Origin of the sequence: Pyrinomonas sp. (assembly GCF_040289685.1) — a bacterium.
Lineage (GTDB): Bacteria > Acidobacteriota > Blastocatellia > Pyrinomonadales > Pyrinomonadaceae > Pyrinomonas.
Genome location: NZ_PSLQ01000002.1, coordinates 132726 through 146859, shown reverse-complemented (window position 1 = coordinate 146859; position 14134 = coordinate 132726). Strand labels below are relative to the sequence as shown.

The following is a 14134-nucleotide window of genomic DNA, read 5'->3' as shown; positions in this document are numbered from 1 at the left end:
TTCGCCTCTGACACAACGAAGCGAACGTTGGCAAAAGGCTGCGGGAATAGCCTCCGATCCTTCTCCCGGCGTTTCGACTTTCGCCCAAAGGGACCGCTAGGGCAAAATTCGACCCGCTGCTTGTTTACCCTCAAATTCTGGAAACCTTCGGGGCAATCATCCAAGCGGGCATCTCCTCAAACCGGGGCGGATGCGCTATCATGTGTGGGCCGAGCCTGCTTCGGCTTGGCCTCGCACCACATGAACGGACAACTGAGCGAACACCCGCTTGCCGAAATCATCAGCGAAACGCTGAATCAGAGTTTAACCGGGGCGCTCCGCCTAATGCGCGATCGCGCGCGCGCGGTGATCTACTTCGAGCGAGGCGAACTGCAGTATGCGACCGCCAACCTGCGCCCGTTTCGTCTCAGCGAGTGCTTGCGCCGATGGAAGATCATCCCGGAAGAGAGGATCGCGCCGCTATCAGCGCTCTCCGATCTGGAACTCGGCGCACGGCTCGTCTCCGATGGACTGCTCACGTCGGAACAACTGGCCTCGCTGCGCGCGCGCCAAGTGCTCGAATCGCTCCCGCCATTGCTTCTTTGGACCGACGGCGCGTGGGAGTTCGATCCGGGCATTGGCGTTGCCGAAGCGCTGCGCGTCTCGGTCACCGTTCGCCCCCTGTTGGCTGAAAGCGCGCGTCGGTTGCCCTATGCGGTGATCGCCGCCCGGTTGGCCGATGCGGACGAGATGTTGTCTCCGCGGCGCGACGCGAGCGCGCTCGACTTCGATCTCAAGCCGAGCGAGGCCTTTCTTCTTTCGCGCTTCGACTCCCCGTTGACGGTAGCGGAACTGCTCGCCGTCAGCGGACTGGGCGAAGTGGAAACGCGCCGGGCCACCTACGTGCTCATCGTCGCCGGGCTGGTCCAGCGCTCCGCTTCGCACCGCGTGCTCAACCTCGAACGTTGCAAGCGCACCACCGTTCGTCAGCGGCCAGCGATCTCGCGTTCCGCGTCCGACAAGCTCGCCGAACGCGACGAACAAGCTGAAATGATGGAACTTTTCGCAAGAGCGGAAGCGGAAGACTTCTACAAGACCCTAGGCGTCAATCAACGCGCGACGCCGCAAGAGATCAAACGCGCCTACTATGCGCTGGCCAAACGCTTCCACCCAGATCGTTTTCGGCGTGATCTCGATCAAGCGACGCGCGCGCGCATCGAATCAGCCTTCGCGCGCATCGCGCAAGCTTACGAAACGTTGAAAGAAGAGGCGACTCGCACCGCTTATGATCTCAACCTATCGAACAGGGTTTTCACGTCGACGAGCACCACGCGGCAGACTGCAGAAGATTCCACGCAACGCGCAGCGGAAGCTTACCGTCGGGGCGAAGAAGCGCTTCGGGCCGGAGAGACGCAACGTGCGGCAAAAGAGTTCGGCGAAGCCGCGCGCTTGATGCCGCAAGAAGCGCGCTACCGCGCGGCGCTCGGTTGCGCACTGATGCGCGATCGCACCACGCGCCGTCAAGCCGAAGCCGAACTTCAGGCGGCCATCGCGCTCGATGCGCGCAACGCCGACTATCGCGTTCGCCTCGCTGAACTCTACCGTTCAGTCGGACTTCTTCAGCGGGCGCGCCGCGAATTGGAACAGGCGCTCGCTTTGGACGGCCAACACGATGAAGCGCGCTGCTTGCTACGCGAGCTGCGGCGCTTGACCGGAACGCCCAGTTGAAGAGAATGGTGAGCAAACGAAAAGACGTGCGCCGTGAAGCCGAGTTGCACGAAGAGTGGGCCAGAGTAGCAGCCGAAACGGACCGGTTCGAGGTCTACGAAAAAGAGCACGCAGCACGCATCGCACGCCTCAGCGATCGTTTGGCCGCGCTTTTTCATCTTTCGACGCTCGATCGCACTTCGTTGCGCGTCGCGGCGTTGCTTCACGACATCGGCGAAGCGGCGATGAATCGCTCCTACGTTCGCCGCGCTGGCCCACTGAGCGCCGAAGAGCGGATCGACCTTGGGCGTCATCCGGTGATCGGCGAGCAAGAGGCCGCGCGGCTCGAAACCGAACCGAGCGTGCAATTGATCGTTCGCTGGCATCATGAGTGGTGGAACGGAGCTGGTTACCCGGATGGGCTGTGCCGCACCGAGATACCACTCCCGGCGCGCATCCTTCGCGTCGCTGACGCATACGCTGCGCTTACTGAACAGCGCCCGTATCGCGCGGCGTTTGGACCGGAGGAAGCGCGACGCCACCTCGTCGAGATGAGCGGAATAGAATTCGATCCCGAAATCGTGGGCGCTTTTCTTGACATCAAAGAGGGGCTTGAAGAGCACTCAGCGACCGAACAGAAACTTGCATACGAACCGCGCTGAGGAGGCCGGCCCAATTTCCGAGGCGAACGCGGATGAAGATCGAACGAGAACACGACAGCTTACTTGTTGCCGACCAATCCAAGCGTTTCGATTGTTCGGTGCCGAATCGTTGGCTCGCTTTTGAATTGAGCGTCCTACGTCGCCTGCGCTTTTCGTCCGTCATCGAACCGTTTGCAGGCGACGCCCTCCTCGGCGCGCGACTGAAGCGCTGGGGCGCGCGCGTCGTTGTCAACGACATCGCTCGATGGGCTTGGACGTGCGGTGTAGCGCGCGTGCAGAACAATGCCGCGCAGCTTGACGAAAGCGACATCAACCTCGTGCTCGAAGATGCTTACGTTCCGCGCTACCGCCTGCACAACGCGGCCCTTCGTCGGTGGTTCGGCGAGGCCGACGCTTGCTGGCTCGACAACGTGCGTCAAAACATCGAAAGATTGCCGAACGCGGCAAGCCGCGCCGTCGCGCTCGTCACGGCGATGATGACGGGCGACTACGCGCTCTCTTTCACCGCAGGAACCGCTCGCCTTCGGCAACCGCTGTCGCAAGTTTTTCGTCGCCTGTGGCAAACGCTCCCGCCGCCGTTCGACAACGGTCAAACGAATACGGCGGCGAACGAAGAGGCGAGCGCGCTGGTCGCTGAACAGAAGGCCGATCTGCTCTTCGTGCGCCTGCCGCGCCCTCGTCCGCAGCGTCGCTGGGCGTGGCGCGAAACGTGGGTGCGCGGCGACGACGCTTGGCAACGAGAGATTTGCGCAACGCTGGCAAACAGACTCGGCGCTATTGTCGCAAGCAAGCAACAGTTCTTCAGGTCGCTCGAAGAATTGCTCGAAGCCGCTAAACAGATCCCGCAATGGGCCATCGCGTGGACCGAAGATGGCTCGATTCTCGCCGAAGAGATCGCGCAAGTCGTGAGCCGCTTGCGCAAGGTCGACACCATTTACACCAAAGATTTTTCGGAGTTAATGAACGGTCGCGCCACGATCATCACCGCCGCAGTCTGAGACGAGAAAAATGGCGAAGGCGAAGCCCAACTGCGCGCAGTTCATTACCTAGCTGCAAACGAGAAAGACGGCTGAAGTCGAAGCCGACCGATGAGCGCCGAAAAGTCGCCGCTTATGCTTCCGCGACGCGCCTCCGAGCTGACCTCAAAAACTTCGCCGCTTTTTCGGCATCACCGAGATCTAATGGGACGCTCGTCCGGCACGTATGACAGGCGCCCCAAAACCTCGTCGCTTTTTCGGCCTTATCGAGCGGGCATCCTCGCCGCTCACCCATTCTTCTTCCCGGAGTTTGCTCGCGGCATCAACTACCGCGCGCCATGAGATTTGTCTTCGGAGCTTCATCGCTTTTCTCGGCGGGCGAAAGCGCCTTCGAAGCTATCCGTGAGGGCGCTGAAGTCATCTCCACCCGCGACGCTAACGGCGCTCGTTCGGCTTTTCGGCTGCTGACATGTCGGCGAGCGCGCGCACGTGTGCGCGCACCGTGTTGCCTAGGCTGAGCAAATTATATCCACCCTCCAAACATGCGATTAATCGTCCGGCACACGCCTCCTCGGCCCACTCAGCGACGGTGCGCGTCATCCGCACGAAATCATCATCCTCCAACAGAAGTTGGCCGAGCGGGTCATCTTTGCGCGCGTCGAACCCCGCCGAGATGATGACGAGATCAGGCGCGAATCGCGACCGGATCTCCTCGATCGCCGCCTCAAACATCCGCCGGTATTCCGAAGCGGGCGTGAAGGCGCTTACAGGAACATTCAACGTGTAACCCACGCCCCGGCCCACGCCCGTTTCGCCGCGCGCCCCCGTGCCTGGGTACCAAGGATACTGATGGATTGAGAAGAAGAAGACGGTTGGATCGTCATAGAAGATGCCTTGCGTGCCGTTGCCGTGGTGCACATCCCAATCGACAATCGCCACGCGCTCGATCTCTTTGTAACGACGCTGTGCATAGCGGGCGGCGATGGCGACGTTATTGAAAAGGCAAAAGCCCATCGCGCGGTCGGCGGTCGCATGGTGGCCTGGCGGTCGCACCAATGCGAAAGCGTTCTTTGCCTCTCCCAATGCCACCGCATCTACCGCTCGACAAGCCGCACCGGCGGCTCGCAGTGCTGCATCGAGCGAACGTGGCGAAACCACCGTGTCCGGATCTAGATACCCCCAACCCTCGCGCACTGCTTCTTCGACACGGCGATAATGGCGAGGCGAATGACAAGCCAGTATGTCGCCGCGCGTTGCCGCGGGCGCTTCCACTTCCATTAAGTTCTGCCACAAGCCGCCATCCGCGCGCAAAGCGTTGATGATGACATCATAACGTTCGGGACGCTCCGGATGACCCTCGCCCGTCAAATGCTCGCGATAGATCGGATGATGAACCAAAATCGTCGTCATACTCGCGAAGCTTATGCGCACCCCCTATCAACGGTCAAACCGCCAACTCGAAGCGACAAATTCAACGCGCTGCGCAACGCTCGACCGGGCCACATCGTTGTCGGCACCACAGCTCTCGAGCGGAAGCGAAGGATTCACCGTGCGACATTCACATCGAAAGCAATTCATCCGTGCTCTTCGCGGGCGTGCGACGTCGTTGCTAACACGGCAAAAAGATCGCGCCGATCAATCGCTCGCCAGGTGAGCCTGCTTTTCGCAAGAAGCCGGAAACCAGCGCTCACCTGAAGGGGGATCAAACACCGGTCACGAAGCTGCTGCGAGGGAATGGACTCGTCCTTTGACAACGTGCCTCATTCAAAAATCGCTATCGCAAATCAGCGTCGCAACGGAATGGACTCGTCCTTTGACAACGTGCCTCGCTCTCGAAACCAAAGATCATGATCGAGGATTTATCGGAAGGTCTCTCTCCGTCCCTCCGCTTTACGCGGCCCGTATGTCCGCGCGTCATATTTATCGAAAACTCGCTCACCGTCCCCGAAACTTGTTTCTTTAATGGCATCTTTAATGGCAGCGTGCCTTATGATCAAGGAATCCATCGGGAATTCGTTCTCCAGCAAAGCATCGATTCAATACGCTCAGGGCCATCGCTACGTACGTTCCCTGCCGTTCGCCGCTTCAATGAAGCGGCTTTTCCCGCTTCAATTTGCGCGCCTCGCGCAGTCGAATCTCTTTCGGGCACGCGATTTGCTCTGCCAAGTTGGGGGAGGAAAAAGAAAATGCGTAAACTCATGGTCTCGTCGCTCTTGTTCCTGTTTTTAGCGACCAGCGTCGTGTCGGTCACGTCCGCTCAAGACCGAAAAAGATCGAGATTCGGAAGAAAAGCGCGCAGTGCGGCCATCGTCGGCGGTGCAACCGCCGTCGGCGCGGCAGCCGGCGGAGCTTCCGGAGCAGCTATCACAGGGGGCGCTGCCGCCATCTATGCAGCGAATCGGCCTGCTGCGCGTAGACACTTCAAGAAGCGCAACCGGCGCATCGCCACCGTCGCTGGCGGAACCGTAGCCGGTGCCGGAATTGGCGCAGCGGTTGGCGGCAAGAAAGCAGCGGCTATCGGCGCTGGCGTCGGAGCCGCGGGTTCTTACCTCTACACGCGCAAAAGCTCCAGCTATAAAAGGGATGAGCGTCGCTACCGGCGGCGAGGCCGTGTCGTGCGACGCCAGCCATAGGGCGTAAAGTTACGGAATGGATTCCGATGACGGGGTGCCCTCGATACTTTCACGCCTAGGGCCACAGACAAAAAGGACCAAGAGGAACCATTCGCTCTCTAAGCCAGAGACGAAACGAGCAGGAGGGAAAGCCAATGAGCTACGACGAAGAAGAACAGCGACGACGCATCGTTGTCGAGACGCCAACGGAGCGTCGCGAAGTGGTCCACTCCGAAAGGACGCGCGTTCCCGATAGGCGGGGCTACTCTGCCGGGATGGTAGCGGCCGTTGCGTTGGTCGCCGTGGCCGCAACGGCGATCGTGTTGTTGCTCGTGTTGGGCCGCGAAGACGGAGAGGTTCGCAACGACAATCAACGCATCGTCGTGCTCCCCTCGCCACAATCAACGCCGCCGTTGGTTCAGCAACCAGCGACTGCGCCGCCGCCGACCATCATTCAGCAAGCGCCGCCACCGCAACCGGCACAAGTCGTTCTTCCACCAATGCAAACGCCAACGCCGACACCGAACGTGCCAGATGATGCCGCGTTGCAAGCGAGCATCGAAAAAAAGTTTTTGGCCGACGCCGAGCTGGCTGGCTCCGACATCAAAGCGACGGTGAGCGATGGCGAAGTGACGTTGACCGGGACGGTAAACTCGGAAGAACTCAGGCGCCGTGCCGAGAGGATCGTTCGCACCGTGCGCGGCGTCCGCCGCATAGATACACGCATCACCGTCGTCGCGCCGGAGGACCTTCGAACGCTGCGTACGCCTTCGCCCTGAGCGCGAGGGGAAACCCGCGGAGCACGCCCGGCTGAGATGGCTTTGGCGCTCTGCGTATGCTTTCGCCGCGAGAGGAAACTGTTTTGTCTTCTTCCCGCTTGGACAGTCTAACCCTTCCCTAAACACGAGAACGCGATCGCGACGTGCGATCGCGTTCTCGTTTCGGATCGTCTCTAGGCGAAAAGCTACCGAGCCCCTTTGCCCGCCGCTTTCTTCGCCACGGCGTGCGCGCGGCGCAGGCTCACTGTGACGCGCCCCTGTTCATCGGCGCGAAAGACGAGGTAGTCGCCGGCGCGTCCGCCGAGATAGTGAACGAGCGGCGCAGGGATCTTCCCGCGCACGATGCCACCATCATTGGTCAGTTTGGCTTTGAATTCAGTTGGCTCTCTCTTCGTCGCCATCTCGGACCTCCTTCATTCTGCTGTTGTCAGAACGGTCCGTGCTTCGGCGGCCCTAATACCCTTCCCGTGTGCTGTCGCAACCATTCGTTCAGTTCTTCTTCGATCAGCTTGGCGCCCCAGTTCTTCGCGCTTCTCGCGCGCAAGTAATCTCGGCCGCAGCGAGCGACGTCTCGCAGCTCGCCCGATTCCCCTCGGAAGGGCTATTCCCAGTCACCGCAGATTGCTTCTCGAGCATCGTTCAACTTCCTCCGCTCGATGGAAGCGGCGCGCAGTGCGATGAGCACCGTGGGCGGACCGCCTTCTTCGGATCGAACCGCTCTCTGAATTAGCATACGCGCCGCTGGTCCACTATGCAAGCGCGCGTGTCCGAGAGTCAAATGGGGTGGTATCGCGCGCCCTGCAACTCATCGCAAAAACACGCGATTCTCACAAACACCAGCGTCACGGAGATCCTCGGCCGCGTTTTCAGCAGGATGAAGGCGCGTCGCCCCGCAGCGGCTTCGTTGTTGCCGTCGTTGTGCTTTCGGCCGAGCGCGCGACGCGTCGCCTCGACCTCGTTTCGCACCGACTCAGCCAGCCGCATGTTGCGCGACGAGGCGCACACGCGCACTGACGGCCAGCTTTCATTCATTTGCATTTTGAGTAGCCGCAATCGCGGCACGTGTCGCATCCGGAAGCGTATTCCAACTGGCCGCCGCACTCAGGGCAGACCCCCGTGAGCGAACCCATTCGCGCCCCGTCTTTCGGGCGACCGCGCCCGGAGTCGGGTTGGCCGCGCAAGCGACGCGCCGTGATCATGATGCACTCGGCAACCGCCTGTTCAGGGCTGGTCAAAAGACGCTGATTGAACCAGACCGAATGGGTGCCCGTCACTTTGTTGAGGCTGTGAGCGACTTCCTCGGCGTCGAAACCGCCGCGCAACATCTTGCTGGCGAGAAGTCCAACGCCGCTCGAAATAGGCCCCGTCGCGAAAACTTCGAGGATCTGCCGACCATCGTGATTCACGGTGACATACAGGTTCTGTCCGTCGAAAGGTATTTGCCAAGTCCAGCCCTGAAGCTCGCGCGGACGCGGGATGCGCAAAGCGACCCTTGAGGGGGCTTCTTCTGGTGAAGGGATTCGACCCTCTTTCGGCTGAATCGCTGGACCGGCAGACGAAGGGGCAGTCGCCGCGCCGGTGCGATCTGCATCGGTCGCCGTGAAGCTCGCCGAAGAGCTAGGGATCGTGCTCAGGACCTGAGATTCGCGGCTTCCATAACGATAGTAACTGACGGCTTTGCAGCCCAGCTGGCGCGCCAAACGATAGAGCCGGGCGACGGATTCGACCGTGTCGTCGCGTGCGCCGTTGCAGGTTTTGGAGACCCCGTTGTCAACGTGGCGTTGCGCGGCGGCCAGCACCCGGACATGTTGTTCAGCCGTGATCTCGGTCGCCGAAATGAAATGTTCAGGCAGCTCCGCCTCGTGCTCGACGACATATTGCGCCGCGCGATCGATCGACTCTTGATCGCTGAGGTCGACTTCAATGCCCAGCGCACGCGCCGCCAGCGGGTGAACATATGTCCGCGTCCCCAAACTGTCCCGTCTGACGTATGCCCAACTGAAGTTCGGTTCGATCCCAGAAGATGTTTCGGCGATTAATGAGATGGACCCTGTAGGCGCAATCGTCGTCACCTCGTAATTGCGCGGCGTCAACTCGGTTCCGGGCGAGAGCCCAACCTCGCCGTAGAGAAAGTCTGTGTATGAAGCGCGATTCGGCTCGAATTCAGGGAAAGTCCCTTTCTCCTGCCCCAATCGCAACGACTCTTGCCAAGCTTCGCGCCGAATAAAGCCCATCAATTCCTCCACAAGAGCGATCGACTCGTCCGAGCCATAGACGATCCCGAGCTCAAGCAACAGATCGGCGTATCCCATGATGCCGAGTCCAACGGGGCGTGTTCTTTTAACGACTTCGTCTATCTCAGGGAGCGGCCAACCACAAACATCGATCACGTTATCGAGAAAACGGACCGCCCAGCGAACCGTTTCGGCCAAAGCTTCCCAGTTCACTCTCTGGCGAGAGTCGTAGAACTTAGCGACATCAATTGAACCCAAGTTGCACGAATTGTTGAAGTGCAGAGCTTGTTCCGCGCACGGATTGGTCGCGTAGAGCGGCCCCATCGAAGCCATTAGATGGTTGTGACGATTCACCTCATCGATGAAGATCACGCCCGGCTCGGCGTAACGGTGCGCACTGGCGACGATGCGGTTCCATACGTCGGGCGCGTAAACCATTCCGGGGCGTGGGGGTTCTTCGCGCCGAAGCGCGCTCTTGTCCGTCTGCAAGAAATCCCGACGATCGGCGAAGGTGACGGTCGTGCCATCGCTTCTCCGCCAGAGACAATAATCCCCCTCTTGCACGGGATCGTAGATGGGTTGCTCCCAAGGTTTTCCGTTGAATTCCAACTGAAACCATTCGCCGCGATCAACCGCTTCCATGAAACGGTCGGTGATCGTCACCGAGATGTTGAAATTGGTCAGGCTCGTCTGGTCGTTTTTGGCGTGAATGAAGCGCAGGATGTCCGGGTGAGTCACGCGCAGGATGCCCATGTTCGCCCCGCGCCGGACGCCCCCCTGTTTAATCGTCTCCGTCACCGTGTTGACGATCTGCATGAAGGAGACGGGGCCTGACGCCGCGCCGTGAGACGAACGGACAAGAGCGCCTGCCGGACGGATGAACTCGTAGGTCATCCCCGTGCCGCCGCCCGATTTGTGGATGATCGCACAGCGTTTGGCGTGTTCCATGATCCCATCGATGGAATCGGGCACTTCCAACACGAAACATGCGGCGAGTTGACCATTCGGTTTCCCAGCGTTGACCAAACAGGGAGTGTTGGGGATGAAAAGGCGCTTGAGCATGATCGAGGAGAGCGCGTCGTAGAAGGCGCGACGCTTTCTTTCATCCTGCTCGGCACGCGCCACCCAACCGACCACGCGCCGGACGATGTCCGACCACTCTTCAATGGGGCTCCCCGCTGCGTCCTTCCAACTGTAACGTTTGGCGATGATCCGACGCGCGTTTAGCCCCAACGGACTCGCCGCCCGGTGCAAAGCTGAAATTGCGGTTTGACCTTGCCTGTTCTTTTCGACGATGCTGCTCATGATCTCTCCGCTCGAAGGATTAAAAGTTCATCAGCGATAGCGGAAAAGCGCGTGGGAGCTTACGGCCTGACCGTCAGGCACCGTCGAGCGAATCAGGGAGCGTATGGCTCGACGGCAGCAGTTGTGGTGCGCGCGCGTTCACCGTCGAACGCGCATTTGAGACCAACGGCGTACCTCAATGGGAACGCTTCATCGAAACAGCTTCGACCGATTGTGCGCGACGAGCGGCAAAAGTTTCAAAGATGATCTCCCGCCGCCGCTGAAACGACAATCGGCAACGCCACGGTGAACGTTTTTTCCGCGCTGCCGTCTCGAAGACGAGTCGCCCGGAAAACGCCGCCCGCTCGTGCGTCCCTCCGCCGTTTGGGATATCGCCTGAAAAGGCGTGCAGTATACCGGAGCGCACAGCCTGCTGTCAACGGCTTACCACAACATATTGTGGCAGATCGCGTTTCGACTCCTACCGAACGCGCCCCTTTAGAATTTTACCCGAAGAAGCGACGGACTCCTAATCCGCTGCTTTCTGCAGTGTCTTTCCGCCAGCTGGAGCGATGGTGCAGTGGGCGAGTGAGTCTCGGCGCGAGAGGAGACCAAACATCAGACATCGGCGGAATCAGCGCGCAGAGAGCGAAGGGTTCACCGTTGAAGCGCCCGCACGCAGGCAGTGCGACTGAGCGCGAGCTTCGGTGCGCACAAGTTGACGATCGGGCCGCTCAGCGCATCCAAAAGTTTTCACCCAACGACGCTTGCTTTCGATGCAGGCGACCGAGCAGAATGAACGAGGTGGCCAACATGTTGATTCAACCTAAAGAAGATCTCCTCGCTGATAGCCTCGTGCATGCCATCGCCGCTGACGGCGCCGTGCGTTGCATGGCGGCGGTGACGACCAATCTCGTCGCCGAAGCGGCGGCGCGCCATGCAGCTTCGCACACGGTGGCGGCAGCGCTTGGACGGACGTTAACCGGCGCTTTGTTGCTCGCTGCTGGCGTCAAGGAGCTGGACCGCTTGACAGTGCAGATCGATTGCACAGGTCCTGTCGGACGCATTACAGCGGAAGCCAACGGACGCGGTCAAGCGCGCGGATACGTGCGCAATCCGCAGGCCGATGCGCCGCTCAATGCGCAAGGCAAGTTCGATGTCCGGGCCATCGTCGGCGAAGGCACTTTTTACGTAACTTACGAATCCGGTTTCGACATCGGTTTGTATCGCGAGCCGTATCGCGGTTCTGTGCCGCTCGTCTCCGGCGAGATCGCCGAAGATTTCGCTTATTACCTCGCTAGATCCGAGCAGATTCCATCCGCCGTGATGTTGGGAGTGCTCGTGCGCGCGCGAGGAAACGGCGACCATTTCATTGAAGCCGCTGGCGGTATCATGATTCAAATCATGCCCGGCGCGGACGAACACACCGTGCGCGCAATCGAGTCATCCGTCGGCCAAACTCCACACACCACGACCATGATCCGCCACGGAGCACGCCCCATTGACCTGTTACAAACGGCCCTCGGCGAGATCCCGTTTGAAGTGCTGGAAGAGAAAACGGTCGAATTCGCATGTACCTGTTCGCACGCGCGCGCGCTCGCTTTGATTTCAGCGATGAGCGCTGAAGAGGTCCGCGCCATGCTTGAAGAGGATCGCGGCGCGGTGATGACTTGCCACTTCTGCAACGCGACCTATCACGTCAAGGAATCGGAGCTGGAGCAAATCCTTCACCGCATCGAAAAAGAGGGATTAGACGAAGCGGGGCGCAACGCATAGGCGCACGATTGCGCTCTCGAGGGCGGCGAAGAAGCACGGAGAACTCGATCCAACCAATAGCCGAAAAAGATCGAGGCGATCTTTCTGCGAAACGGAAAACTTGCTGGCGATCGCTTGGGACGAAGGCTTTGAAGCGAGGTAGAAGCATCTACCCCGCTTCGCTTTCGCGCCACATTCTAACGTGAAGAAGTGTTAGGCGTAAGCAGATCGTAGTTGCCGAGTTCGCGGTTTTGCGCGTCGAGCGCGCCGATGGCTTCAGACGTTTCTTCGAGCATCTGTTTGGTCATCGCGATCGAATCGCTCAACTGTTCGAAGTCGATCATGGAGACGCGCTCCGGCGTCGGCAGCGCGACGACCTGATCCTTGACCAGTCCGAAGAAGTTTTCGATCGATTGGAGCTGTCCCTCGACCAAACGGACCGACCGTTCGAGTTCGTCGAAGGCGGCCAGCCGACGCTTCAAGATGGCGACGTTGGCTTGCTGAATTCGCCGCTCGCGCTCATCTACGGCCTCTTCGACGGCGCGTTCGGCTTGTCGCAACTGGTTTTGAATGGCCTTCCGATCGATCGAACGCAGGTGTTTTTTGCGCCGCCGGTATACATCCAAAAGATCGACGAAATCTTCCCAGCGCTGGTCCAAACTACGCAGGTTGGCCGGGATTTCGCGCGCCCCGGTGAGCCGTTTGTAGTCTTTGTAGATCTGATCTTTGATGTGGCCGAGGTAGTTGACCGCTTCGCGTTCGCGCGGGTCAAAACTTTCGATCAAGCGCTGCCGTTGACGGCGGCGTTCTTCCAGCGCTTCGCGGCGATGTCGCTGGTCCACCAGCCGACGGTAGAAGGAGCTGGTCGGCAAAGTCGAAAGATAGAGCAGTTCGCTGAAGAGCGCGAAGATGAGCGGGATCAGCGATTGCGTGTACGCGGCGGCGACGGCAAAACCCGCCAATCCCCAAAAGTTAGCCGGCTCGCGAAACGCCTCTTTCAAATACTCCAGATTGTTTTTCGTCCTCTCCATCATACTCGCGTCGGACGCCATCGCGCTGATCAACGCTTGGCTATCTGCGTATCCTCGTTGGTATCTTCGGCATCAGCCCCGGGGAGCGCTCCGCGGTCGCCGCTTGCGCCGCTCGGCAACATGCCCATCTGCCGTTTGTATTCGAGCAACCGTTCATGTAACTGCATGTCCATCGCCTCGCGCTCGATCTCCTGCATCTGCGATTCGACGGAGGAAGCGCCCAGTTGCATCTTGGCCTCGGCAGCGGCAACGCGACGATCGATCCGCTCGCGCATCTCGTTGAAGGTCGAAGCGTCGTCGCCGAGTTGAAAGGCCTCCATCGTTTGCGCGAGCTGTTCCTGCAACTTGGCCTGTTTCGATTGGTTGATGAGCTGCATCGCTTCGGCGGTGCGTCGCTGCATCTGCAGGATGTAGTTGTCGCGCGCCTTGATCGCCTGCTGAGATGCTTGCCGCGCGTGTTCTAGTTGCTGCGAGGTGCGCTGCAGATCCATTTGCGCTTGCTGAAGTTGACCGATGTAAGCGGTAGCGATGTCGTCGCGCCCCATTTTGATCGCCGCTTTGATCTTGGAATCGAGATCGGCGATCTGCTCTTCAAGCCGCTGTTTGGAACGTTCGAGTAACTTCTCGGTGGCGATCACCTGCGCCACCGAGGAGTTCAGCTCCGGCACGCGGTCGCGCATGTCGCGGATCGTTTGCTGCAAAATCAGCTCGGGATCCTCCGCCTTTTCGACCAATCCGCCGAAGAGCGCCCGCACGGAACGTTTCAATCTCTTCCAAAGTCCCATCTTTTTGGCCTCCAGCAAGCAACCGGCAACGATTTCGTACGATGCCACCGCCGATGCGGTTTCAAGCGTGAAAGCGCTCGCCCCCGTTCGAAGTATATCAGGAAGCGCGCAAGGAAGCCTAGATGAAACCGGGTGGCACCTAAGGCGTGGAAACACGGGGCGAGATCAAGGCGCTTGCTCGCAAAGCGCGTCAGCCACGGCGGTGCTGGTCACAAGTCCGCCAAGGCGAGAGCGAAGCGTCCGTCCGCAAAGAGCTGCGCAAGCGCAGTGCGCGCTTCTGTCTGGCAGTTCCACCGTGCTAACAGCGAGGCACAAACGAATCGCCGCCG

The 14134-nt window shown here is 59.9% G+C and carries 12 protein-coding genes; 6 read left to right on the top strand and 6 right to left on the bottom strand.

All coding sequences use genetic code 11. The features are described 5' to 3' along the window. The first annotated feature begins 240 nt into the window (after positions 1 to 240). From C4334_RS01410 to C4334_RS01400, 3 genes are read left to right on the top strand one after another with little or no spacing between them, the layout of a single operon-like run. Entirely contained in the window at positions 241 to 1707 is a 1467-nt protein-coding gene (locus C4334_RS01410) for a DnaJ domain-containing protein (protein WP_352430283.1), read from the top strand. Positions 1708 to 1712: 5 nt separating this feature from the next. Beyond that, positions 1713 to 2348 carry an HD-GYP domain-containing protein gene (locus C4334_RS01405; RefSeq protein WP_352430282.1) on the top strand — a complete coding sequence of 212 codons (636 nt, stop codon included), beginning with the start codon at positions 1713 to 1715 and terminating at the stop codon, positions 2346 to 2348. 32 nt (positions 2349 to 2380) lie between these two features. Beyond that, positions 2381 to 3346 carry a hypothetical protein gene (locus C4334_RS01400; protein WP_352430281.1) on the top strand — a complete coding sequence of 322 codons (966 nt, stop codon included), beginning with the start codon at positions 2381 to 2383 and terminating at the stop codon, positions 3344 to 3346. 414 nt (positions 3347 to 3760) lie between these two features. On the opposite strand, the gene C4334_RS01395 is transcribed toward C4334_RS01400, so the two are convergent. Beyond that, positions 3761 to 4735 carry a histone deacetylase family protein gene (locus tag C4334_RS01395; RefSeq protein ID WP_352430280.1) on the bottom strand — a complete coding sequence of 325 codons (975 nt, stop codon included), beginning with the start codon at positions 4733 to 4735 and terminating at the stop codon, positions 3761 to 3763. Positions 4736 to 5511: 776 nt separating this feature from the next. On the opposite strand from C4334_RS01395, the gene C4334_RS01390 reads away from it, so the two are divergent. Together C4334_RS01390 and C4334_RS01385 are read left to right on the top strand one after the other, a co-directional pair. Beyond that, positions 5512 to 5958 carry a hypothetical protein gene (locus C4334_RS01390; protein WP_352430279.1) on the top strand — a complete coding sequence of 149 codons (447 nt, stop codon included), beginning with the start codon at positions 5512 to 5514 and terminating at the stop codon, positions 5956 to 5958. A gap of 134 nt (positions 5959 to 6092) precedes the next feature. After that, complete coding sequence (locus C4334_RS01385; protein WP_352430278.1) at positions 6093 to 6716, top strand: BON domain-containing protein; 624 nt, start codon at positions 6093 to 6095, stop codon at positions 6714 to 6716. Between the two features lie 185 nt (positions 6717 to 6901). Here the strand turns inward: C4334_RS01385 and C4334_RS01380 are convergent, their stop codons facing one another. The 3 genes from C4334_RS01380 to C4334_RS01370 form a co-directional block, all read right to left on the bottom strand. Further along, a complete protein-coding gene (locus tag C4334_RS01380) occupies positions 6902 to 7117 on the bottom strand; it encodes a hypothetical protein (RefSeq protein ID WP_352430277.1) in 216 nt (71 codons plus the stop codon). Positions 7118 to 7490: 373 nt separating this feature from the next. Continuing rightward, positions 7491 to 7700, bottom strand: coding sequence for a hypothetical protein (locus C4334_RS01375; protein ID WP_352430276.1), 210 nt, complete (start codon positions 7698 to 7700; stop codon positions 7491 to 7493). A gap of 44 nt (positions 7701 to 7744) precedes the next feature. Beyond that, positions 7745 to 10255 (bottom strand): adenosylcobalamin-dependent ribonucleoside-diphosphate reductase, encoded by a 2511-nt coding sequence (locus C4334_RS01370; protein ID WP_352430275.1) that lies wholly within the window; start codon positions 10253 to 10255, stop codon positions 7745 to 7747. Between the two features lie 792 nt (positions 10256 to 11047). Between C4334_RS01370 and hslO the strand changes: the two genes are divergently transcribed. Further along, entirely contained in the window at positions 11048 to 12010 is a 963-nt protein-coding gene (hslO, locus tag C4334_RS01365) for an Hsp33 family molecular chaperone HslO (RefSeq protein WP_352430291.1), read from the top strand. Positions 12011 to 12186: 176 nt separating this feature from the next. Here the strand turns inward: hslO and C4334_RS01360 are convergent, their stop codons facing one another. After that, positions 12187 to 13023 (bottom strand): hypothetical protein, encoded by an 837-nt coding sequence (locus tag C4334_RS01360; protein ID WP_352430274.1) that lies wholly within the window; start codon positions 13021 to 13023, stop codon positions 12187 to 12189. A 26-nt stretch (positions 13024 to 13049) separates the two neighbouring features. Further along, positions 13050 to 13805 carry a PspA/IM30 family protein gene (locus tag C4334_RS01355; protein WP_352430273.1) on the bottom strand — a complete coding sequence of 252 codons (756 nt, stop codon included), beginning with the start codon at positions 13803 to 13805 and terminating at the stop codon, positions 13050 to 13052. Positions 13806 to 14134 lie beyond the last annotated feature (329 nt).